Here is a 23,372-nt window from a genome sequence, read left to right as displayed (position 1 = left end):
CTGCTCGTTTTTTGTTTTTATAATAATTTGATCTTATCGTCTGAAATATCGATGATCTTATCTTTATAAAGTCCTCCGATTGCTTTTTTAAAATTTTTCTTACTCATCTGAAGTTCATCTTTAATCTCTTCGGGAGATGATTTATCAGAAACATACAGAAGTCCGTAGTTTTCTTCCAGTTTGTTCAGAATCTTTTGTTTAAACTCGTCAATATTTTCAAATCCTTCCGGCTGTAAAGAAACATCTATTTTACCGTCTTCACGGATCGCTTTGATAAATCCTGTTTCTTCTGACAACGGATATAATTTTTTGAAAACATCGGAAGCATAGATCAAACCAATGTATTGTTTGTTGATGATCACATTCCAGCCCAGTTCACTTTCATTCATCATAATCAGATCTACCTTATCCCCTTTTGTGAACGGAAGTTCATCATACTGAGGATTTCTCTTGAACTTCGTGGTACCGGTAATCAGTTCCATATCTTCGTCTACATAAATATAAACCAGATATCTTTTGCCTTCGATGATTTTGGTTTTCTGCTGCTTGTAAGGAATAAATAAATCTTTAATGATTCCCCAGTCCATAAAAGCCCCGCTCGGAAGACTTTGCACACAGCTCATTACTGCAAATTCACCTACTTCTGCCAATGGGATCTCAGTAGTTGCTTTTAATTTATCGTCATCCTGATACACAAAAACTTCAACATCCTCACCTGTTTCTTTTTCATCCTGAATAAAGATTTTGGGTAGAAAAGCCTTTTCACCGGATTCATCTACGAGGATCCATCCTGAATTAATTTTTTCTGAAATTGTTAAAGTTTGAGTTTTTCCGAGTTGCATTGATGATAAAATTAGCTGACAAAGGTACGGAAATTTGAAGATGCTATCCTAGTCTATATAATTATTATTGTTTTAATTGCTTTACAAAAAGTTATGAAACTATGAAAAATGTAATGTTTTAAAGATATGTTTTGGCTGAAGCCAATGAATTGATTGTATAAAATAAATGGTCTAAAGCCCGTTTCTATTGAACATTATAAGTTCGAAATATAATCCATCAGCTCACGTTTGCTGCTTTCAAAATCAAAAGCATCATAAACCAAGAAATAACGGTCTTTATCTGCACAATTCTGGTACATCGATTTAGCGAGTGCCAATTTCTTATTATCAAAACTGAGCGCTTTCACCAGATCTCTTATTTGTACTGAAGTAAACATAGAGGTACGCATCTGCTGATTGATCATCTTAATTTTCCCTTCATCAAAACTCTCATTGTTCATCATCATATCAAAAAACTGGCGGAAAGAATGATTATCCATCACATTTCCCTGAAGAGACCAGTCTCCGGAATGATTTCCGTAAGGATTGTTCCAGATATCGTTCCAGTCATTAAATCCATATTGATTTTGCACAGGATAAGAATCCAGAAGATAGAGACCTTCGTTGGTAAAGAAATCCAGCACCATTCTGTTGTTATTACGAAGAATCAATGTTGTTCTATAGATCAGAAAGCCATTCTCATAGATTGAAATGGGCATTCTCCCTGATGATAAATCAAAGAACCTATACTTCCCTGAACCGTTTGCCATCATCTGATCACCAACTTCCACAGTAAAAAATCCCTGTTCAGGAATTCTCAGAAAAACTTCTGCATAACCGTAGTTTCTGTTCCATTGATAATTAGGATTTTTTATTCTATTTTCATTTCCTCTTTTCAGAGTTGTATTATTTCCAGATCTCGGTTGATCAAAAGTTTTATTTCTTTCATCCGGGCTTTTAGAGGTTCTCATTTCTGTAGTGGAAGCCTCATTTTTTAATAATTCTCCTGCCTTTCCTGCTTCCTGTGCCCATGAACTGATTCCCGCCAAAAGCATCCAACTGATAAAAATCTTTTTCATACATTAAATTTTCAAATACGATCTCCATTTTCATGCCAAAAGCACCACAAAAAAAGCTGTTTCCATAAGAAACAGCCTTTAATTTTAAATATTTAAATGATTAAATCTTTTAATCAGATATTACATATGAATAGGTCTTTTTGCCGTAGCATCCAATGCAGCTTCTTTGATCGCTTCTGCATAGGTTGGGTGAGCGTGTGAACTTCTTGCGATGTCTTCAGCACTTGCACGGAATTCCATAGCAATTACTCCTTCAGCAATAAGGTCAGCAGCTCTTGCTCCTACGATGTGCATTCCTAAAACCTCATCTGTTTTTTCGTCTGCAATAATCTTCACAAGACCGTCGATATCACCACTTGCACGGCTTCTACCTAAAGCTCTCATCGGGAAAGATCCTACTTTGTAAGCAACACCTTCTTCTTTTAGCTGCTCTTCAGTTTTACCAACTCCAGCAACTTCCGGCCATGTATAAACAACACCAGGAATCAGGTTATAGTTGATGTGAGGCTTTTGTCCTGCCAATGTTTCAGCAACGAAAACTCCTTCTTCTTCAGCTTTGTGAGCCAGCATCGCACCTTTGATAACGTCACCAATTGCATAGATATTAGCAACATTCGTCTGTAAGTGGTCGTTTACTTTTACTCTTCCTCTTTCGTCAAGTTCAACACCTGCTTTTTCAAGACCAAGACCGTCTGTGTAAGGTTTTCTACCTACAGAAACCAAACAGTAATCTCCTTCTACAACTACTTCTTCACCTTTTTTATCTTTAGCCGTGATCTTTACAGTATCTCCGTTTCTTTCAACTGCAGAAACCGCAGTAGAAAGCATAAACTTCATTCCTTGTTTCTTAAGAACTTTAGTCAATTCTTTGCTTAAAGCTCCATCCATTCCAGGGATGATTTTATCCATAAATTCAACAACAGTTACCTGAGCTCCTAATCTAAGGTATACAGAACCTAGTTCAAGACCGATAACTCCACCACCGATTACTACTAAGTGCTTAGGAATTTCTTTAAGGTTTAAAGCTTCCGTAGAAGTAATCACTCTTTCTTTGTCTAAAGAGATGAAAGGTAATGTAGATGGTTTAGAACCTGTTGCAATAATGGTATATTTAGACTCGATCGTTTCAGAAGAACCGTCGTTTTTTGTCACTTTAATCTGAGTAGCAGATTCGAAGCTTCCTACTCCTTCAAAAACAGTAATCTGATTTTTGTTCATCAGATAGCTGATTCCGTCTGTATTCTGCTTGATCACTTCGTTTTTACGCTCGATCATTCTCGCGATATCTGCTTGAGGCTCGTTAATGATGATTCCGTGACCTGCAAAATTGTGTTTTGCATTTTCGAAATGCTCAGAGCTGTCAAGAAGCGCTTTTGACGGAATACATCCAACGTTAAGACAAGTTCCGCCTAAAGTTGAATATTTTTCAATAATTGCTGTTTTGAAACCTAATTGTGCTGCACGGATAGCAGCAACATAACCACCGGGACCAGAACCTATTACGGTAACATCGAATTGACTCATGTTATTGTATGAATTTGTTTATTATTATCTATCTTAATTCTCACAAATTTACATATAAATTACCAAGCACCAAAGTGAGTTTTATCAATTTTAAAAATGATAATTATATGCTTTAGTTTGATGAAAAGTATTATTTTATGAACTTTATATTTTCTTCATTCCCTTTTTTGAGATAAATTGCGGTAAACACAAGAGGTTTGTCAGATGATGCATTGTCAAAATGAAGGATTTTCACATTTTTAGGTTCGTAAAAAGCATCTCCCTCATGAAGTATCACTTTTTCTTTCCCTTGGATCTGAAAAACAGCTTCACCGGAATTGATGATTCCCAAAACGGGACAGGGATGAAGATGTTCAGGAGCTCCTTGTCCGGCGGCCATTGTAATTTCCTGAATTTCGGTAGATTTCATTTTCTGATCAAGAGCTGTTTTTAACAATTCTTTTCTGGAAATGGACTTCTGCTGAGCCGTCATTACAACAGTATTCAGCATCAAAATAACAATGATAAATGGTTTCATGGATTTGATATTATTAAATCAATACAAATATTACAGATTCAATTTTCCCTGTCCGAATTCGCCTGTACTTTCAAAAAATGAACCACCATACACATACCATTCAAGGCTTTCCAGAAATTCTACTGCATTTTCAGGAGTGATCTGAGGACGGTCTTTTTTCGAAACAATTCCTTTGTACCATCTCCCTGATTTGGGATAATGCTCATATTCCACAAAATAATGAATCCATATTCTTTGGCACAACTTGCACTGTTGAATCGTTACTTCTCCATATCTTCCGTTGGTATGATCAATTCCTAATGCTGAGCTTCTATATTCTGTATAGCTGGAGTTCGGTTTCTCGCAGGCGCATCCTAATTTTTGGATTTTATTCATGAATGAAAAAATTGGTTTTCAGATAAAATTTATAACTCCAAAAGTAAGAAATTAACACCCTATAAAGCAAATAGGGCTATGAAGGTTTGATCAGATCCAACAAAACCTTTTCATATTTATCCAGAATAATATTCTTCGAGAACCTTGATTTAATAGAGTTTTTTATGGCATCTCTGTTATAATTGCTCTGCAGTACCTTTACGATCTGCTGGGCAAAGCCATCATAGTTTTCAATATTGGCAACTTCACCATTTACATTATGCTGGATGATTTCATTGATTCCGCCTGGACAGTTATTGGCTAAAGAATAAGTTCCGCACGCTCCTGCTTCCAGAAGAACGTTGGGAAAACCTTCGTATCGTGAAGAAAGCACAAATAAATCTGCATATTTCAGATATTGGTAGGGATTTTCCTGTCTGCCGTGGAAAATCACTTTTTTCAATCCTAAAAGCTCTTTTGTCTGAAGCAGAAGATCTTTGTCTTTTCCATCTCCTAAAATATGAAGCATAATGTTTTCATTCTTCAGCCTTGAAAAAACTTTCAGCAAGTTATCAAACCCTTTTCTGGAAGACAGATTTCCAATGGCCACTACATTTTTATAATTGTATTTGAAAAATTCAGGTTTTAAAGAAACAGCCATTTTATCTTCAATAAAATCAAAGTCTACAGGATTATTGATTTTGATAATTTTTTTCTTTTTAATATTAAAATTATCCACAAGATCTTTCATCATATCATCACTTTGAGCAATGATTCTCTGATAGTTATTGTAAAAATTATAGAAAAACTTAATCTCTTTGCGGGTTACATGCTGAGTCACCACATTAGTTTCCCTTGCAATGAATTTTGTTCTTGGAAAAAGTTTTATGAACAGGGACAAATAAGCATTTACTTCACCAAAACCGGAGAATACAATATCTGGTTTCCTTCTATAGATTTCTCCTAAAATGGGTTTTAAAGAATGTCTTATTCTTTCGGTATTGATATCGATAATTTCTACATCTTTTTTCAGAAAATTCAAATATCCGCCTTGTTTACGTAACAGCAAAATCTTAGGCTCAAACCTATCTCTGGAAAGATGATTCGCTATTGTGGTAACAATCCTTTCTGCGCCCCCGGTTTCTAAGTCCGGCAGAATAAATATGACAGATATTTTTTTCATCTTATCAAAGTTACTAAAAAGTTTGGTTAAAAGTCAAATATCGGAAGGATGAAGATTACTGTTTTGATGGCAATTAACAGAAATTAACTTAGCTTTAAAATCTAATACGCTATAAAAATAAAGTAAGCCTTTCTAATGAAAAGCTTACTTTATTTAATTAATATTTTCTTAATTTGCTACGTCACTGATGAATTTAATTCTCAACATTCTTACTTCTTCATCAGATAATTCATCCCCGAATTCATCCAGCAATACTTTCATACTGTCGCTTTCAGATTCGTTCATGAATTCCATGAATCCGTCTACAATGTCTTCATCAAAATTATCTTCAATATAGTAATCGATATTCAGTTTTGTTCCCTGATAGACAATTCTTTCCATTTCTTTAAGAAGTTCATCCATAGAAAGGTTTTTAGCTCTTGCTATATCTTCAAGGTCAATCTTTTTATCAGTGCTCTGGATGATGAAAACTTTATGGCTGGATTTATTGGCCACCTGTTTTAATACCATATCCTGAGTACGTTCGATATTGTTATCTTCTACGTATGTTTTGATGTAATCTGCGAATTCTTTACCATATTTTTTGGCTTTTCCTTCACCTACACCATAGATTTTGGTGATCTCATCTACACTTATTGGATACTGAACCGTCATATCCTCCAAACTTGGATCCATAAATACGGTGTATGGTGGAATTCCGTGTTTTTTGGCTACTTTCTTTCTTAATTCTTTCAACAGGTTGAAAAGGTTCTGATCCAGCCCTCCTCCAGCCTGCTGCTGTACCTGGTCGCTCTCAGCTTTTGCCTGAGTAAGATCAAATTCACGGTCTTCAGCAATTAAAAAGATGTCTTTAGATTTACCATTCAGTACACTTTTTCCTTTCTCTGTAATTTTTAAAACCCCGTAGGTTTCAATATCTTTCTGTAAAAAATTCTGAACAGTGGCCTGTCTCAAAATTGTTTTCCAGTAATTATCTTTTTCGTCTTTCCCAAAACCAAAATGAGAACTTTGTTCCAGCTTATAAGATTTTGTTACCGCATTTTCTTTTCCTACGATAACGGAAATCAGGTCTTTAGATTTGAATTTTTCTCCTGTATCACTGATCAGCTCCAGCGCCTTTTTTAAATCTGCTGTAGCATCCTTTAATTTTGGTGGATTGGATGAATTGTCACACATCTTGGCTCCGTCTCCGTTTACCGGATCGAAACTTTCTCCAAAATAGTATAGAATATATTGTCTTCTGCTCATGGAAGTTTCGGCATAACCTACCACTTCATTCAAAAGCTGTAATCCGATCTCTCTTTCTGAAACGGGTTTTTGAGCCAGGAATTTCTCCAGTTTTTCGATATCCTTTGGATCATAGAATGCCAGACAATGACCTTCGCCTCCATCTCTTCCCGCTCTTCCGGTTTCCTGATAATAGCTTTCCAATGATTTCGGGAAGTCGTAATGAATGACAAAACGGACATCCGGTTTATCAATTCCCATCCCGAAGGCAATGGTAGCCACAATTACATCTACTTCTTCCATCAGGAATTTATCCTGATTCGCTACTCTCACTTTTTGGTCAAGACCGGCATGATAAGGTAGAGCGTTGATGCCATTTACCTGCAGAAGCTGGGCAAATTCTTCCACTTTTCTACGGCTCAGACAATAAACAATTCCTGATTTCCCTTTATGCTGATTGATAAATTTAACGATTTCCTTATCTACATTGATTTTAGGACATACTTCATAATATAGATTAGGACGGTTAAAACTTTCTTTAAATACCAATGCATTGGTCATTCCTAAAGTTTTCTGGATATCATCCTGAACCTTAGGAGTAGCAGTAGCCGTTAAAGCAATCACCGGTACATTGGCGATTTTGTCAATAATCTGTTTCAGATTTCTGTATTCCGGTCTGAAATCATGTCCCCACTCTGAAATACAGTGAGCCTCGTCGATAGCAAAGAAAGAAATTTTCACTTCTTTCAAAAAATCCAGGTAATCATCTTTAATTAATGATTCAGGAGCTACATACAGAAGTTTGGTTTTGCCGCTTTTGATATCGTCAAAAACCTGTTTGGTCTGCGTTTTGTTTAATGATGAATTCAGTACGTGTGCTACCCCATCATCAGATGAAAGGCCGTTCACGGCATCTACCTGATTTTTCATCAACGCTATTAAGGGCGAAACTACTATTGCTGTTCCTTCCGAAATAAGAGCCGGAAGCTGGTAACATAATGATTTTCCGCCACCTGTAGGCATTAAAACAAATATATCCTTCCCATTCAATAGGTTATCTATAATCTGTTCCTGCTGGCCCTTAAATGTAGAAAACCCAAAATACTTTTTCAATTCGCCTGATAAATTGGCTTTTTTTGCGCTCATCTAATTTTCTATTGCTAAATTTGCATCTCACCCAAAGTTATAAAAATTCTGCTTAAAATAAAAGCGAACGAATTTATAAAAAATAAAATTTATATTAAATATTCTTTTTAAAATATAACGTTTTTTATAAACTTTTTTGTATACCTTATCATCGTAAAATGGATAGAACCAACATTATATCAATTGCAAAAAGCACTTTAGAAATAGAAATTTCTGAACTTGAAAAATTAAAAAACAGAATTGATGACCAATTTGCCCAGGCTGTAGAGATCATTCACTCGGCAAAAGGAAAGCTCATTGTAGTAGGAATAGGGAAATCTGCCCATGTGGGTAACAAAATTGTGGCTACCTTAAATTCTACAGGTACACCTTCTCAGTTTTTACATGCTTCGGAAGCTATTCATGGAGATCTTGGAGTTATTCAGAAACAGGATGTTGTTTTATGCATCTCCAATTCCGGAAATTCTCCTGAAATTGCCAATCTGGTTCCTTATTTAAAAGATTATTCTTCTGCTTTGATCGGAATGACGGGAAATAAATCCAGTAAACTGGCTGAGTTTTCAGAAGTTATTCTGGATACTCATGTGGACGTTGAAGCGTGCCCGAATAAACTGGCTCCTACAAGTTCTACAACTATACAAATGGCTTTGGGAGATGCTTTAGCTGTTGCTTTAATGGAACTGAACGATTTTAAAGCTAATGATTTCGCCAAATTTCACCCTGGAGGAAGCCTAGGAAAGAATCTTACGTCTAAAGTAGAACAGTTTCTTTCTTCCCAAAAACCTCAGGTAACAGAAGATTCTTCGATAAGAGATGTCATCATTTCCATCAGTGCTTCAAGCCACGGAATTACAGTCGTGACCAATGAAGATCAGATTATTGGTGTTATCACAGACGGAGATTTAAGAAGAATGCTGATGAAAGGAGAAGATATCAGTAAAGTATTGGCTAAAGATATCATGTCTGCCCGTCCAAGAACAATTGAAAAGGAAGCTCTGGCTAAAGAAGCCATGAAAGTTCTGAAAGAAAATAATATCGGCCAACTTGTAGTAACGGAAAACGGAAAATATTTCGGGATTATAGACCTGCATAAACTGCTGGACGAAGGGATTAACTAGAATTCAAATAATAGATTTCAGGCATTATACCTTCGGATCAGCATTTTAATTAAATATTTTTAAGGTATTATGATGATTATTGTTTACTTACTGATTTTATTCCCAATATTTTTGAAAAAATATCTTGACTATCAGGATTCACAAAGTAATAAGGTACATCATTTTCCGTTGGAACCTGATCATAGGCCTGAATATTCTACTCATGATAGAAATTTGTACTATGATCAAAAAAGTCAGGACTATTTTGATCGTGTCATACGATGCCTGATCTTCTGTACTTATGATGATAAAAAGTTTCATTCTGTTGCAGACTGCCTGTCTCTGACAGATATCGGAGATGATTTGCGTATATTCTCATACAGCGAAGAAATAGAATCGTTATTCAGGAATAAGTTCATCAACGAATCACTGAGACAGAAAATATCAGATTTTAAAAAGGTGTCGGATGAAGTCACAGAAGAAGAATGGGTTTTCGAATCAATAGATCTTAGCCATGATGAAAGGTGGAAAAAAATCAACGTAGCCGCAGAAGACCTTTTAACAGAAATGGATATTAAAGAAAGGGATTTTGATTTTGCTTTATATGTACCTCGATAATTTTAAAAACCAACATCCGTCATTTAATTAAATATTTTATAAATTTGCGCTTTAAAATTTTATTCTGTGAGTGATGGTAAAGACATGTCCTTCCTTGGACATATAGGAGAATTAAGAGGGCATCTGATCCGTTCGATTATTGCTATCATAATTGCGGCTTTTGTGGTTGGTTTTAATATCAACTGGATTATGGACCATATCTTTTTTGGGCCTACCAGAAATGATTTCCCGACTTTCAGAGTGGTTAATCATTTTTCAAGAATGATTTTGGGGGAAGACAGTATTCATCTTCCAAAGGACTTCCCTGTTCGTGTACAGAGGTTGTATCAGCAGTTCAATGTAATGATGGCTGTTTCAATTTTTGGAGGAATGGTGGCTGCATTTCCTTATATTGTTTGGGAACTGTGGCGTTTTATTGGCCCAGCTTTACATCCGAGAGAAAGAAAAAACTCTATTTATATTATTAATGCGGTATGGATTCTTTTCATGACCGGAGTATTATGCGGTTATTTCCTTATACTTCCGTTCGCCGTTAATTTCGGGGTTATTTTTAAAATCTCAGACATTATCGTTCCGCTTTATGATTTAAGTGATTATACCACTTTATTTTACAGGTGGTTTTGGGTATGGGCGTTATTTTCCTTTTCCCGATTTTGATCTACTTCCTTACGAGCATCGGAATTCTGACGCCTACATTTATGAAAACCTACCGTCGTCATGCTATTGTTCTGATTATGGTAGTGGCTGCAATTATTACCCCGGCAGATGTTCTGAGTATGTTGATGGCCGCATTCCCGCTGCTTATTTTATATGAATTCAGTATTATGATGTGTACGTTCACTTATAAAAAAGTACAGAAGAGCAACGCAAATCTTCCTGCAGTACAGAAATAAAAGTATTTTTTACTAAGAAAGCTTAAGTGCTACTATTCAATTTGAATGGTAGCACTTTTTTTATTTAAAAAAATCAACCTTAATTATATTTATTCTTAATATAATTAAAAATAACGATAAAATTCAACTAAAATTATAAAGTTGGGAGTAATTAACAATCTATCACTAACTAAAGATTAAAAAAAATACACTATATTTAAAACTTCAATAACAACAATAAAAAAATATGAAAAAGAGAATTATTTTCGTCTGTGCATTGGCTTTAAGTCTAAGTGGTTTACAGGCACAACGCTGGGAACCAGTCTTGGAAAAAGTTACGCCCGTAAGAAAAGAAGTAAAAGTAGAATATGCCTACAAATTTGATCTTTCTGCATTAAGAAATCAACTAAAGAATGCTCCTGAAGCAGGAAAAGGAGGAAGCGCTGTAATCGTTTCTCTCCCTACAGCAGATGGAAGAATTGAAAGATTTTCAGTTTACAGTTCGCCGGTAGTAGAAAAATCTATGGCGGACAGATATGAATTGGGAGCATACTCAGGTATCGGGCTGGATAATCCGCATAAGCAAATCCGGTTCAGTACAGCACCAAACGATTTTCAGTCTATGACATTCGATACTGATACAGGAAAATACGAATTCATAGAACCGATCAATAAAGAAAAGGATGTATATGGAGTCTTTTTCAAATCCAACAAATCTCATGAAGATCCTTTTGAATGTAGAACTTCTGAGCCTGAAAAGGCAAAGAAAGAAATGAATAAACTGCTTAAAACAAAAAATGTTTTAAAGGGTTTAGGAAGCGCTAATAAAAGTAATGAACAAAAATACAGAACCTACAGAATTGCGATATCTGTAAACGGTGAATATACGCAACTTGCCGGAAGTGTTCCTGCAGCAGCAGCCCGCATTAACGCTACAATGAACCGTGTAAATGGTGTTTTTGAAAAAGATTTTGGAATCCATATGATCGTACAGGATCTTCCACAACTTATATTTGCAGATCCGGCTACGGACCCTTATTCAAATGTAATCACCAATTCAAACGGAACCTATAGCGCTCCTGGAGCATGGAACCTGCAGCTTCAGCAAACGCTTACCAATACTGCCGGTGTAGGTAATGCCGCCTATGATATAGGACATTTCTTTGGCCACAGAGGTGGTGGTGGAAGCGCCGGAGATGTAGGAAATGTCTGCAGAAACCCTGCAAATAATAATGATGCGACTTCTAAAGGAGCAGGAATTACTTCTCCTTCTACTCCGGATCAGCCTTTTGGAGACAATTATGACATCGATTTTGTAGCGCATGAGATAGGCCACCAGTTCGGTGCAGCACACACTATGTCTATTGCTTTACATGGTGCCCATATGGAACCGGGATCCGGATCTTCCATTATGGGATATGCCGGTATTACAAACTACAATGTCCAGATGCATTCGGATGCTTATTTTCATACTAAAAATATTGAAGAAGTAGGTGCATATGTCAATGCTCAGGACTGTGGAATTATTACGAATGTAGCCAATACACCTCCTTCTATTCAGCCAATGGCTAATAAAATGATCCCTAAAGGAACAGCCTTTGTGTTAACAGCTTCTGCAACAGATACACAAAATGATCCAATGACTTATACCTGGGAACAATATGATCTGGCTACATCTGCTTTTGGGCCCGTAAGTGCAACCAGAAATAATGGAGCGAATTTCAGATCTCTAATGCCTACAACCTCCCCTACCCGTTATTTCCCTAAATTCACCAATGTTCTTAATGGTACTCTTACCAGTGCTTCTGATTGGGAGACAGTATCCAACATACCAAGAACAATGAATTTCAAAGTAACCGTGAGAGATAATAATCCGGATGCAGCACAACAACAGACACAAAGCAGTCTGATGAAAGTAGATATAGGAAATGAAGGTCCTTTCAAAGTAACATCAACTACGGTTTACAATAATACACCTGGAGCGGTTACATGGGATGTAGTAAACACCAATAACGCTCCTTATAATGTACAAAACGTTAAAATAGATTATACTACAGACAATGGAACTACATGGACCGTTATCAGTCCATCTACAGCGAATGACGGATCTGAGCCGTTCTCGTTCTCCTCTTTGGCAACAGGTGCCAGTGTAAAAATAAGAGTAAGCGCCATTGATAATGTATTCTACGCTATTGGAAATGCTACTGTATCCGCATCTGCGAGTGCTTGTACAACATCTGCTCCAACAGGAATTACTGTAACCGGTATTACAAGAACTTCAGCATCTGTAAACTGGACAGCGTTAGTAGGAGCAACATACTCTGTAATGTATAGAAAAGTAGGAACAGCAACATGGACTACAGTACCTGTTTCAACAAACTCCTATAACATTTCAGGACTTACTGAAGCTACTCAATATGAAGTACAGGTAGCTAATGTTTGTAGTGCTTCTGTTGGTTCTTATTCAGCATCAACGAATTTTACAACCTCTCCATTTGCTAAGTGTTCAATCACAGGAACAAATGCTGCTGACGAGTATATTTCCAATGTTACAGTAACCGGTGCGGGTATGAGCCCTGTTTCAAACAGCAGCAGCAATACACCTTATACAGACTATACTACAGATCCTTCAAAACTGATTACGCTGATGTCCGGATCTACAGGAAATAATGTAAGTATCACCAAAGGATGGACAGGTTCTCAGTATAACGACGGAGTAACAGCATGGATAGATTTTAACAAAGACGGAGTATTCTCTTCTTCTGAAGTCATCTATACCAGCGCACCTAGTATCGTATCACCTGTTTCCGGAACATTCTCTGTACCGGCAGACGCTTATACCGGAGGAAACGTAATTATGAGAGTTGTATTAGGGTATGAAAGTCAACCAAGTAGCGGATGTAGCAACCAGCAGTATGGTGAAGTTGAGGATTATCCGGTATTGATTCAGCAACAGCTTTCTACCAGTGAGACAGTGAAAGATAAGAGTTCAATCCAGATCTACCCTAACCCGGCAAGTGATGTATTGAACGTAACTCAGATTTCATCTAAAGCTCAATTTATCATTACAAATATGGCTGGTCAAAAAGTAATGAATGGCCAGATTAATGATAATAAAATCTCTGTATCAAACCTAAGTACAGGAGCTTATATTATTTCAATTGAAGATAAAGGAACGACTTCAAATCTGAAATTCATCAAAAAATAAAACCTAATCAGTTTTACAGCCCGGCAATGACCGGGCTTTTTTTATACCTTCTTAAAATCTGTATTTAATTTGATTTCCGGCATGTGCTATTAATTTAATTTTATACTTTTGAAAAGATTTAATATAAGTTTAAATGAAAAAATTGTCATATACACTCTTATTTGCATCAGGACTGGTTTTCGGACAGTTCTTTGAAAAGGATAAGGTTTTCACTAAACAGGATACTTTAAAAGGTTCTAATACTGAATTCAGAAATTTTTGGGATGTCAAAAAATATGATCTTTCTGTAGAACCTGATTTTGAACAGAAAAGCATTAAAGGAAATAATAAAATCAGTTTTGAGATCATAAAAGATGTTACCAATCCTGTTTTCCAGATTGACCTTCAACAGCCGATGAAAGCGGATAAGGTGGAAGGGAATTTTCCTATTGCCAATTATAAACAAGATGGAGACTTTATCTTCATTACAACGAATAAGAAATTCAAAAAAGGCGAAAAATATACCATTAACGTTACCTATTCCGGAAAGCCTACCATAGCAAAAAAAGCACCATGGGATGGCGGATGGGTTTTCACGAAAGATGAAAAAGGGAATCCATGGATGACTGCTGCTGACGAAGGAATAGGAGCTTCCATATGGCTTCCTACCAAAGATATCTGGAGTGATGAACCTGATAACGGGATCATTATGAAAATTGTAACGCCTAACGATCTGGTAGGTGTAGGTAATGGCAGACTAACCGATAAAAAAACAACCGGAAATAAAACTAATTATACCTGGGAGGTTAAAAATCCTATCAACGCCTACTCCATTATCCCAAGCATAGGAAAATATGTAAACTTCAAAGATACATTTGAGGGTGAAAAAGGAAAACTGGATCTGGATTATTGGGTAATTGACTATAATCTGGACAAGGCAAAGAAACAGTTTGAGCAGGTGAAACCTATGCTCTCCGCATTTGAATACTGGTTTGGTCCGTATCCATTCTATGAAGATTCATACAAGCTTGTAGAGTCTCCTCACCTTGGCATGGAACATCAGAGTAATGTAGCCTATGGAAACAAATATCAGAACGGCTATCTTGGAAGAGACCTTTCTGGGACAGGAGTTGGGTTAAACTGGGACTTCATTATTATTCATGAAAGCGGGCACGAATGGTTCGCCAATAATATTACCGCAAAAGACCAGGCTGATATGTGGATCCATGAAAGTTTCACCAATTACTCCGAGACTCTTTTCACTGAAAAATATATGGACAAAAAATCTGCTGACATCTATGTTCAGGGGATCAGGAAATTGATAGACAATGACATTCCTGTTATTGGCCAGTACGGGGTAAGAAATGAAGGCAGCGGAGATATGTACCCGAAAGGAGCCAATATGCTTCACACGATAAGACAGGTGATCAATAATGATGAAAAGTTCAGACAGATTTTAAGAGGTTTGAATAAAGATTTTTATCATCAGACGGTTACCACGCAACAGGTAGAAAATTATATTTCCTCAAAATCAGGAATTGATTTTTCAACGGTCTTTGATCAGTATCTGAGAACCATTAAAATACCAACCCTTGAATATGCTCAAAATGGTGATACTTTAAAGTTCCGTTATACGGATGTGGTAAAAAACCTGAAATTACCAATCATCATCAATAGTGAACAGACCATAACTCCAACTGAAGAATGGCAGACTGTGAAGCTTAAAAAGAGCACTCCGGTTGAGCTAAATCCGAACTATTATATCAATTATAAGGAAACGAAATAAAGAAAAAGGCAAATCCGCACATCAGCAGATTTGCCTTTTCGCTTTTTAACCTTGAAATTTTAAGAAAAGTTTAATACTTTCTTCGTAACAAATTCAGAAAAAAAGCAACTATTTAACTATTAATTTAAACCTAATGAGAAAAACAGTACTTAGCCTTGGTATTTTTGCTGCTTTTTTAGCGAATGCTCAGTCTATAAAAACCACCATTGACCTTGTTAATGTAAAAGATGATAAAGTAGCCGTTACCATGGAGTTTCCGAAAATGAAATCCGGAGATATTAAATTTCATTTCCCCAAAACGGTTCCAGGGACTTATTCTGTAGACGACTATGGAAGATTCATCGAAGGAATCAAATTTTACGATAATAAAGGGAAGGAACTTACTTATACTAAAGTAAATGACAATACTTACTCCTTGAAAAATGCTCAGGCACTTTCCAAAATATCATATCTTGTGAATGACAGTTTTGATGATGAATTGGATACATCAAAGCATAAAGCCGTATTTTCTCCTTCAGGAACTGATATTGAAGAAGGAAAAGTATACATGATTAATACTCATGGATTCATTGGATATATTGAGAATATGCAGGATGTTCCTTATCAGCTGGTGGTTCAGAAACCAACTGATTTTTACGGAACCACAGCGTTGGTGGATCAGGATAAATCCGAGAGTACAGATACGTTTACTCTGGCTAACTATGCTAAGGTGACAGATTCTCCATTGATGTATACAAAGCCAGATTATATTACCTTCAATGCAGGAGGAATGGATCTTGTACTGGGTGTATATTCTCCGACAGGAAAATATAAAGCAGCAGATTTCAAAGACAATCTTGAAAAAATGGTTGTTGCCCAAAAGAAATTCCTTGGGGATATGAACACCAATAAAAAGTATGCCATCATGCTTTATCTTTCTGGTGGTGACGGGCCTAAAGTAAAAGGCTTCGGAGCATTGGAACACCACGAATCTACAAGTGTGGTTCTTCCGGAAGCAATGCCGAAAGATGCTATTGACAATACCATTACTGATGTGGTTTCCCATGAATTTTTCCATACTGTAAACCCTTTGAAGACCCATTCAGAAGAGATTCACTATTTCGACTATGCGGATCCGAAAATGTCTCAGCACTTATGGATGTACGAAGGCGGAACGGAATATTTTGCCAACTTATTCCAGATTCAGGAAGGATTGATCAACAAAGATCAGTTCCTTGAAAGAATTGGTGAAAAAATTGCCAACTCCAAGAGCTATGATGATACGATGCCATTTACAGTAATGAGTAAAAATGTATTGGTAGAGCCTTACAAAGATCAGTACAGAAACGTATATGAGAAAGGAGCTCTTTTAGCAATGTGCTTAGACATCGAGCTTAGAAAATTGTCCAACGGAGAAATGGGATACCGTGATATGATCAGAAAACTGTCTCAAAGATTTGGTGAAAACAAACCTTTCAAAGATGACAAACTGATTGACGAACTGGTAACGGTAACCGGATATCCTCAGGTAAAAGATTTCTATAACAAATATATTGCAGGAAACCAGCCAACACCTTATGCCCAGTATCTGAGCATGGTAGGTGTGGATATTAAAAAGCAGGAAAGCCAGCCTCTTTTCTGGTTTATCAAAGACCCGAACCAGACAGGTTTTGATGAAAAGACGAATGCTTTTGCTTTTGACGACCATTCTGCACTATCTCCATTTGCAAAAAGTATCGGATTCAAAATCACTGACCAGGTACTTGCTTTAGACGGAAGAACGGTAGACATCAAAAAAGTACAGGATTTTATTGGTTATACAAGAACCATTAAAGACGGACAGGAAGTTACGGTAACTATTTTAAGAGATAATGCCGGTAAGAAAGAGAAAATGACATTGAAAGGAAAAGCGATTCTGGATAAAATGACCATGGAAACCCCTTCATTCAAGGCGAATCCGACTCCGGAAGAACTGAAATTACAGACCCAGTGGCTTACTGGTAAAAAATAAAGAGAAAAGCGGGGAAAATTTCCCCGCTTTTTATTTTTCTTAGGCTGATCTTTATTATTTGATACAAACCTAACAGGTTTTGAAAACCTTTTAGGTTTATTGTTTGTAAAAGTAATTTGCAATTAAAGGTTTTCCTCTTTTCTGATTGTTATCCTGAAAGTACTCCCCTTTCCTACTTCAGTCTGAGAAATCCTGATATCTCCATTATGATATTCATGAATAACCCTTCTTGCCAGTGACAACCCTAATCCCCAGCCTCTTTTCTTGGTAGAATATCCCGGATTAAAAGCATTTCGGGCCTGCTGTTTGGTCATTCCGCTTCCATTATCTTTTACTTCAACTAAAATATTTTTATTTCTTTCAAAGACCGACATAGTAATGGAACCCTCACCTTTCATCGCATCCACTGCATTTTTTACCAGATTTTCAATCACCCAGCTCATCAGAATTTTGTTATGAGGAACCAGAACAGTATATGTTGGAAGATTAAGTGTAAAATTGATTTTCCTTGAAATTCTTGTTTTCAAATAGTCATAATTCTCCTGAATGGTTTCATTAAAATTTCTGTCGTTCAGCTCAGGAATAGAACCAATTTTTGAGAATCTCTCTGAAATTGTTCTCAGTCTTTCAATATCTTTTTCAATTTCATGTACGCCGTCTGAATCCGGATTATCCAGCTTCATTATTTCTATCCAGCCAATCATAGAAGACAAAGGTGTTCCAATCTGATGTGCTGTTTCTTTAGCCAAACCTGCCCAAAGATAGCCTTCATCTGTTTTCTTTATTGTTCTGAAAAACCAGAAAGAAAAACCAAAATACAGTAAAATAAACAGTCCTAAAATATAGGGCGAATACCGAAGATTATTAAGCAGACGTGAGTTGTCATAATAGACAAACTGATTATTTCCATCCGGCACTTTGATCTCAATAGGGTCATAATTTTTCTCCATATTCCGGATCAGATCCTGCAATTTCTCAGGATCCTTAATCGTACTTTCAGGAATATTTCTGTAGTATCCGAGATCAAGAATTGGATTTTTGAACTTATCTGTTACAATGAATGGAATGGTATTGTTAATATTCAGAATATCCGGCAGCAGATCCAACACATCGGTATCCGGAGTCTTTACCTCCTGCTGTATTCTAATTGCTTTGGAAAGAAGACTGATCCTTTTGATCTCCTCTTTTCTGAGAAAATTAATAAGCGATGTTGATGCTACTACAATAGCAATCACCAAAGTAGTCATCACAACAAAAATGATCCAGTTATTGAGTCTGGTGAGTATGGATTTTCTCAAAGTATTTTATTTTAAAACATTCAGGATTTTCTGCAGCTCTGTATTTCCACTTCCCTGATAATTGTTGATGATAATCGAAAATACATATTTTTTTCCATCTTTTGCGGTGTGATATCCTGCGAAAGATTTGGTATCTCTCATCGTCCCGCTTTTCATCTTCATTCCATTATCCTGAACCGGGAATCCGTCGTAATAAGCCTCAAACCATGATTGTTTTTTAGCATATAAAAGGGCCTGAACTTCTGCTTTTGCCGCTACATAATTCTGTGGAGAAAGCCCGCTTCCGTCAGCAAAATTGATCATATTAGGATTAATTCCTTTAGATTTCCAGAATTCTTTCAGATAAGAAACTCCGCTTTTGAAACTTGAATTACCTTTTTTCTCTTTTCCTAAAGTTTTAATTAACGTTTCTCCGTACAGATTGACACTTTTTCTTAAAAACCAATAGACAATTTTATCTAAAGTCGGAGACTGATAAGTGAGGAGAATATTATTTTTCGGAGCTGTTACAGCCTGCTTTCCCTCTATTTCAAGTTGAGAATTCGTGATTGCTTTTCCTGAAATTTCAATTCCTGATTCTTTCAGCCATTGTTTTACTTCTGTTGCTAATTGGAGTGGTGGATTAGGAGTAGAACCGGAAACAGTAACGGTTTTTCCAGCAGGAAGCATACCGTTAATCAATGCCACATCAGAATGAGGAGCAGTAAAGATCAGGCTTTGATCTGAGTTCCCTCCTGCCTTAAGATCATTAAGCCACTTGACGCCTTCTAAAGGATAAGAAAAGTTTTTAAAATTAGTTCCGTTGATATTGATGTCAAACTGGTTTTCTTTCCAGTTGATTCCCCAAACTCCTGCTCCGTAGTAATTCCCAAGGTCGTCCCACGGCCAGCCTCCCGGAATCGTCTGATGGTCAAAATAAGAATCGTCAATAACAAGGTCTCCTGATATTTTTGTTATTCCTGAATTTTTAATGGCATCAATCAGTTTCCTTTTAAAATTTTCAGGTTTATACCCATCATACCTCCAGCTTCCTAATGTAGGATCACCGTTGGAGCTGATAAAAAGATTTCCGTTCAGCGTTCCTCCGGAGATATTTCCGGAATAGCTTGAAGTGGTGGTGAAGGTATAGTTTTTCCCTAATGTTTCAAGTGCTGCTCCTGCTGTAAAAATCTTTTGCGTAGAAGCAGTAGAAAGCCCCTTATTTCCTTGATATTCATATATAAAATTACCATTTTCATCGGAAACATAAAAAGATAAAACGGAAGATACTGCTCCCGAAGAATCCATAAGATCCTTTGTTACTTTATCTAATTTTTGGGCTATATTCTGTGCAGCAACTATCTGTACAGAAAGCACAAGAACAGCAAGTGTTTTTTTCATTGCATTGTTGTTTGGATCTAAGCAAGCAGGTATCAGATACAGTTCGCAAAACTATTGATGCTGGCCGGCAGCTGAACCTTTTGCTCTATTTAATTCTAATCAAATATAGTTAAAATAAAAGCTTTTTATACTCAATAAGGTCATCGGAAGTGAAAAGAATCTGGTGGTCAGGAGATTTTTCAAATGAACAATCATGTTTGAAATATTTCTCATAATCATCTTCATCTATGAAAATATCCATCTGGCATTCTTTGATATAATTTGATTGTTCTCCGTAATCCTGAATAAAATATCCGGAGTCATTCCACGGTTCATGATGACAGCGCAGACAATTTCTTTGGTACATAGCTTTATAACCGCATATTTCACAATCATTCAAGTGTTGAAACAATGTTGAAATTTCCTGCTGTCTGTCTTTCGGAAACAATGATAAAGGAATTGTTCTTAAAAGCAGATAATAATTAGGCTCCTGCCATGAAAAATACACCGACTCCGTTTTATTTATAAAAAGCCATAATCTCTGAAGATCATATTCTATCTCAGCTTTAACAATATTTTTAATATTCAGAACAGTCTCATTGTTTCTTTTGATATTCTGTTTGTCATCAATTTCAATAACGGGCTGCTGTTCCAGAAAGTGATTCAGGCATAATGTGGTCTGCCATGAGCCGATTGTTCTCATCTTGCCTTCTTCTCCACAGATCTCACACGTCCTGACAGAAAGTTCTGAATATTTACTTTTAATCTTTTTAAGTTTGGTATTGAGTATTTCATCTTCAGAATAGGTATAACATCTCAATTCACCAAACTTTTCTTTTCCAAAGACATGATGATCCATATTCCATCCTGCTACAGCGAATTCATACAGCAAGTTCCGAATCAGATCATTCCATCCGGTGCTGTTCACTGAAAAATTAATGAGATTATGTTCTATGAAATGGTTGATTTCTTCTTTATTCATTAAAGACTGCTTCCTGATTCTATTTCGTAAGGCTCTTTCCCTTTTTCAAAAATTCTTGTCAGTTCACTTCCTTCTACAGTAATGGAATCATTTGTTCTTCGGATCCAATTTCCTTCTCTAAGCCCTACCACTTTGATATCATTTTGAGTAAGAAATTCCTGAATACGGGTTTCTCTGGTTTCTCCATTATGTTTCAAATCCGGATTGGGATCAAGATAGTGTGGATTGATATTGAAAGGAACCAATCCCATACAGTCGAAACTTGGCGGATATACAATCGGCATATCATTCGTCGTTTTCATATTCTGACCTCCGATATTACTTCCTGCACTGCATCCAAGATAAGCTTTTCCTTCAGATACATTTTCTTTCAGGACAGACATCAGCCCTTCTTCATGTAAAGTTTTAACCAATAAAAAAGTATTTCCGCCTCCTGTAAAGAACCCTTTTGCCTGATGAATGGCTTCTTTTTTATCTTCAAATTCATGAAGCCCTTTTACTTTTATGTTGATGGTCTCAAAGAAAGAACGTGCTTTAGCCGTATAGTCATCGTGGGAAATCCCGCCTGGTCTTGCGAAAGGGATAAACACAATTTCGTCAATTCCCTTGTATAATTGGATTAATTCTTCTCTTAAGTATTCCAGATATTCTCCACCAAAAAGGGTGGATGTTGAAGCTAATATAATGTTCATATGGCGAAATTATAGGTATTAATAAAAAAAATGAATTACAAAGATAGCTTCAAAGATGAACGAATCAAAAATTAAACTAAAAAAAACATCAATCCCGTTAATATTTTCTAAAAAAACTTAAAGCCTCTAAAATTTTAGATTTTGTGGAATTATTATTGAATTTTAGATTATGAATTTAAAATATAAGATTATGAAAATGAGTAAAATTAATAGCCTATTTTTAGGTTTAATACTAGCAGGAAGTGTAAGTCTTGTAAATGCACAAACGACTCAGCCGGAAACTTCGGCAGCAACGAGTCAAACAGCGAATCCAACTATTGAAAGTCTTAAAAAACAGATCGAGGCCAATCCAAAGGACACAGAATCTTTAGCAAAATTAGCAGCAGCTTATCAGGATGCTTCAGACTGGCCTAATGCCATTGATACCTGGAAGAAAATATCTGTTTTATTACCGGACTGGGCTCCATCTTATTACAGCCAGGCCTACGCCTATCAGTCTGCAAAAGATGATGCCAATGCAAAAATTGCTTATGAAAAATATATTGCAACAGTAAAACCTGAAGAAGTAGAGCAAAATAAGAAGAATCTGGCATACGCTTATTTCTATCTTGCCTTTACAGAACAGAAAACTGATCCTAATAAAGCAAAAGAACACATTGCAAAATCTATACAGTATGACCCAACCAACGAAGATGCTGTAAAACTTAGCAAAACATTAAATTCTTAGTAAAAATAAAATGCCGGAAAGTTTTTCCGGCATTTTTGTTTATGTAAATATGTTTAAATATCAAAAATCATGGCCTGGATTTAACGCAAACATTAAGTAACTATTGTTAAATTTTTGAGGAAGCCAAGGACGAAATCAATTTCATTGATTCTTTCTAAGCGTATGATCATAAAGCTTCATCAGCAACATTGTGGATTATTGACACATATATTTGAATTTTTGTCTGGCTATGATCCTACTCAATCATCTTTCCGAAAAAATCTGTTTCGCCATGCAGATGTCTGATAATTTTATCAATATTTCTCTGAATACTGGCTTCGGTTTTTAAATTATTGATATACCGGATCAGCTCATGTCTTCTTGAAGGAATCAGGTTCTCAAAATTTGCTGTTGCCACTGCACTTTCTTTAATCGCCTTTTCTAATTTGGGATGAATAGAAATACTTCTGTCAGAATCATCGTATTCCAGAACAACTTCAATAACTTCTCCTATTCTTTTCGGAGAGTTTTTCAGCATTATCAGGTTCACATACAGCCTCCATTCTCCCAGATATTTCATCAGATTTTGCTTAAATTCTTTCCCATTCACAGTCCCTTTTACAGCAATAGGACTTTTATTTCTCCCTGATTCATTAAAAATTTCTTCAAGAATCTCTTCCGGAACAAATACAAAGGGATTAATTCCTATGATTTCCAATGTGGCAGTGAAGCTTTTGTTTTTCATGGATGATAAATTTAAACCAGTTAGGCTAGAAGCTAGAAGCTAGAAGCTAGAAGCTAGAAGCTAGAAGCTAGAAGCTAGAAGCTAGAAGCTAGAAGCAAAAATAATAGTTTAAGGAATAGGTATAAAATTTCTTTTTTATTATTTTATAAAACAGTTACCCTCAAACTCACTTACTCTCCCAACCCCAAA

At 36.2% G+C, this 23,372-nt stretch carries 18 protein-coding genes and 1 pseudogene; 7 read left to right on the top strand and 12 right to left on the bottom strand.

Annotated elements, in window-relative coordinates; all coding sequences use genetic code 11:
* Positions 1-17: 17 nt before the first annotated feature.
* From KBP46_RS01655 to recQ, 7 genes are all read right to left on the bottom strand, one after another.
* The gene (locus KBP46_RS01655; protein ID WP_062675104.1) at positions 18-842 is read right to left on the bottom strand and encodes a S1 RNA-binding domain-containing protein; all 825 of its coding nucleotides are present in this window, start codon (positions 840-842) and stop codon (positions 18-20) included.
* A gap of 194 nt (positions 843-1,036) precedes the next feature.
* Positions 1,037-1,900 carry a DUF4476 domain-containing protein gene (locus KBP46_RS01650; RefSeq protein WP_216444467.1) on the bottom strand — a complete coding sequence of 288 codons (864 nt, stop codon included), beginning with the start codon at positions 1,898-1,900 and terminating at the stop codon, positions 1,037-1,039.
* 120 nt (positions 1,901-2,020) lie between these two features.
* A complete protein-coding gene (gene lpdA, locus KBP46_RS01645; protein ID WP_047429636.1) occupies positions 2,021-3,424 on the bottom strand; it encodes a dihydrolipoyl dehydrogenase in 1,404 nt (467 codons plus the stop codon).
* Positions 3,425-3,554: 130 nt separating this feature from the next.
* A complete protein-coding gene (locus tag KBP46_RS01640) occupies positions 3,555-3,941 on the bottom strand; it encodes a cupin domain-containing protein (protein ID WP_123279899.1) in 387 nt (128 codons plus the stop codon).
* Between the two features lie 30 nt (positions 3,942-3,971).
* Positions 3,972-4,316 carry a hypothetical protein gene (locus KBP46_RS01635; protein ID WP_123279900.1) on the bottom strand — a complete coding sequence of 115 codons (345 nt, stop codon included), beginning with the start codon at positions 4,314-4,316 and terminating at the stop codon, positions 3,972-3,974.
* Positions 4,317-4,392: 76 nt separating this feature from the next.
* The gene (locus KBP46_RS01630) at positions 4,393-5,478 is read right to left on the bottom strand and encodes a glycosyltransferase (RefSeq protein WP_216444466.1); all 1,086 of its coding nucleotides are present in this window, start codon (positions 5,476-5,478) and stop codon (positions 4,393-4,395) included.
* 168 nt (positions 5,479-5,646) lie between these two features.
* Complete coding sequence (gene recQ, locus KBP46_RS01625; protein ID WP_120231409.1) at positions 5,647-7,851, bottom strand: DNA helicase RecQ; 2,205 nt, start codon at positions 7,849-7,851, stop codon at positions 5,647-5,649.
* 158 nt (positions 7,852-8,009) lie between these two features.
* Here recQ and KBP46_RS01620 point away from each other — a divergent pair, with 158 nt between their 5' ends.
* From KBP46_RS01620 to KBP46_RS01595, 6 genes and pseudogenes are all read left to right on the top strand, one after another.
* Positions 8,010-8,969 (top strand): SIS domain-containing protein, encoded by a 960-nt coding sequence (locus tag KBP46_RS01620; protein ID WP_062675110.1) that lies wholly within the window; start codon positions 8,010-8,012, stop codon positions 8,967-8,969.
* A gap of 69 nt (positions 8,970-9,038) precedes the next feature.
* The gene (locus tag KBP46_RS01615; protein ID WP_216444465.1) at positions 9,039-9,566 is read left to right on the top strand and encodes a hypothetical protein; all 528 of its coding nucleotides are present in this window, start codon (positions 9,039-9,041) and stop codon (positions 9,564-9,566) included.
* A 135-nt stretch (positions 9,567-9,701) separates the two neighbouring features.
* Positions 9,702-10,459, top strand: a pseudogene (locus tag KBP46_RS01610) (twin-arginine translocase subunit TatC).
* 226 nt (positions 10,460-10,685) lie between these two features.
* Positions 10,686-13,646 (top strand): reprolysin-like metallopeptidase, encoded by a 2,961-nt coding sequence (locus KBP46_RS01605; protein WP_062675113.1) that lies wholly within the window; start codon positions 10,686-10,688, stop codon positions 13,644-13,646.
* A 133-nt stretch (positions 13,647-13,779) separates the two neighbouring features.
* Positions 13,780-15,411 carry a M1 family metallopeptidase gene (locus KBP46_RS01600; protein WP_216444464.1) on the top strand — a complete coding sequence of 544 codons (1,632 nt, stop codon included), beginning with the start codon at positions 13,780-13,782 and terminating at the stop codon, positions 15,409-15,411.
* 133 nt (positions 15,412-15,544) lie between these two features.
* The gene (locus KBP46_RS01595; protein ID WP_062675115.1) at positions 15,545-17,401 is read left to right on the top strand and encodes a peptidase M61; all 1,857 of its coding nucleotides are present in this window, start codon (positions 15,545-15,547) and stop codon (positions 17,399-17,401) included.
* 122 nt (positions 17,402-17,523) lie between these two features.
* On the opposite strand, the gene KBP46_RS01590 is transcribed toward KBP46_RS01595, so the two are convergent.
* From KBP46_RS01590 to pepE, 4 genes are all read right to left on the bottom strand, one after another.
* Positions 17,524-18,699 (bottom strand): HAMP domain-containing sensor histidine kinase, encoded by a 1,176-nt coding sequence (locus KBP46_RS01590; protein WP_253297155.1) that lies wholly within the window; start codon positions 18,697-18,699, stop codon positions 17,524-17,526.
* 6 nt (positions 18,700-18,705) lie between these two features.
* Positions 18,706-20,079, bottom strand: a complete 1,374-nt coding sequence (gene dacB, locus KBP46_RS01585) for a D-alanyl-D-alanine carboxypeptidase/D-alanyl-D-alanine-endopeptidase (protein ID WP_216444463.1) — start codon at positions 20,077-20,079, stop codon at positions 18,706-18,708.
* Positions 20,080-20,188: 109 nt separating this feature from the next.
* Entirely contained in the window at positions 20,189-21,040 is an 852-nt protein-coding gene (locus tag KBP46_RS01580) for a hypothetical protein (protein ID WP_216444462.1), read from the bottom strand.
* Positions 21,040-21,732: a dipeptidase PepE gene (gene pepE, locus KBP46_RS01575; RefSeq protein WP_120231417.1), complete on the bottom strand. Its 693-nt coding sequence runs from the start codon at positions 21,730-21,732 to the stop codon at positions 21,040-21,042. The genes KBP46_RS01580 and pepE overlap by 1 nt, the downstream gene beginning before the upstream one ends.
* Before the next feature lie 196 nt (positions 21,733-21,928).
* On the opposite strand from pepE, the gene KBP46_RS01570 reads away from it, so the two are divergent.
* Positions 21,929-22,459, top strand: coding sequence for a hypothetical protein (locus tag KBP46_RS01570; protein WP_228432525.1), 531 nt, complete (start codon positions 21,929-21,931; stop codon positions 22,457-22,459).
* A gap of 235 nt (positions 22,460-22,694) precedes the next feature.
* On the opposite strand, the gene KBP46_RS01565 is transcribed toward KBP46_RS01570, so the two are convergent.
* Positions 22,695-23,183 (bottom strand): YdeI/OmpD-associated family protein, encoded by a 489-nt coding sequence (locus tag KBP46_RS01565; protein ID WP_216444461.1) that lies wholly within the window; start codon positions 23,181-23,183, stop codon positions 22,695-22,697.
* Positions 23,184-23,372: the final 189 nt, after the last annotated feature.

Source organism: Chryseobacterium sp. PCH239 (genome assembly GCF_018924625.1).
Lineage (GTDB): Bacteria > Bacteroidota > Bacteroidia > Flavobacteriales > Weeksellaceae > Chryseobacterium > Chryseobacterium cucumeris.
The sequence above is the reverse complement of the archived record's forward strand: the minus strand, read 5'-3'. Positions and strand labels throughout refer to the sequence as shown.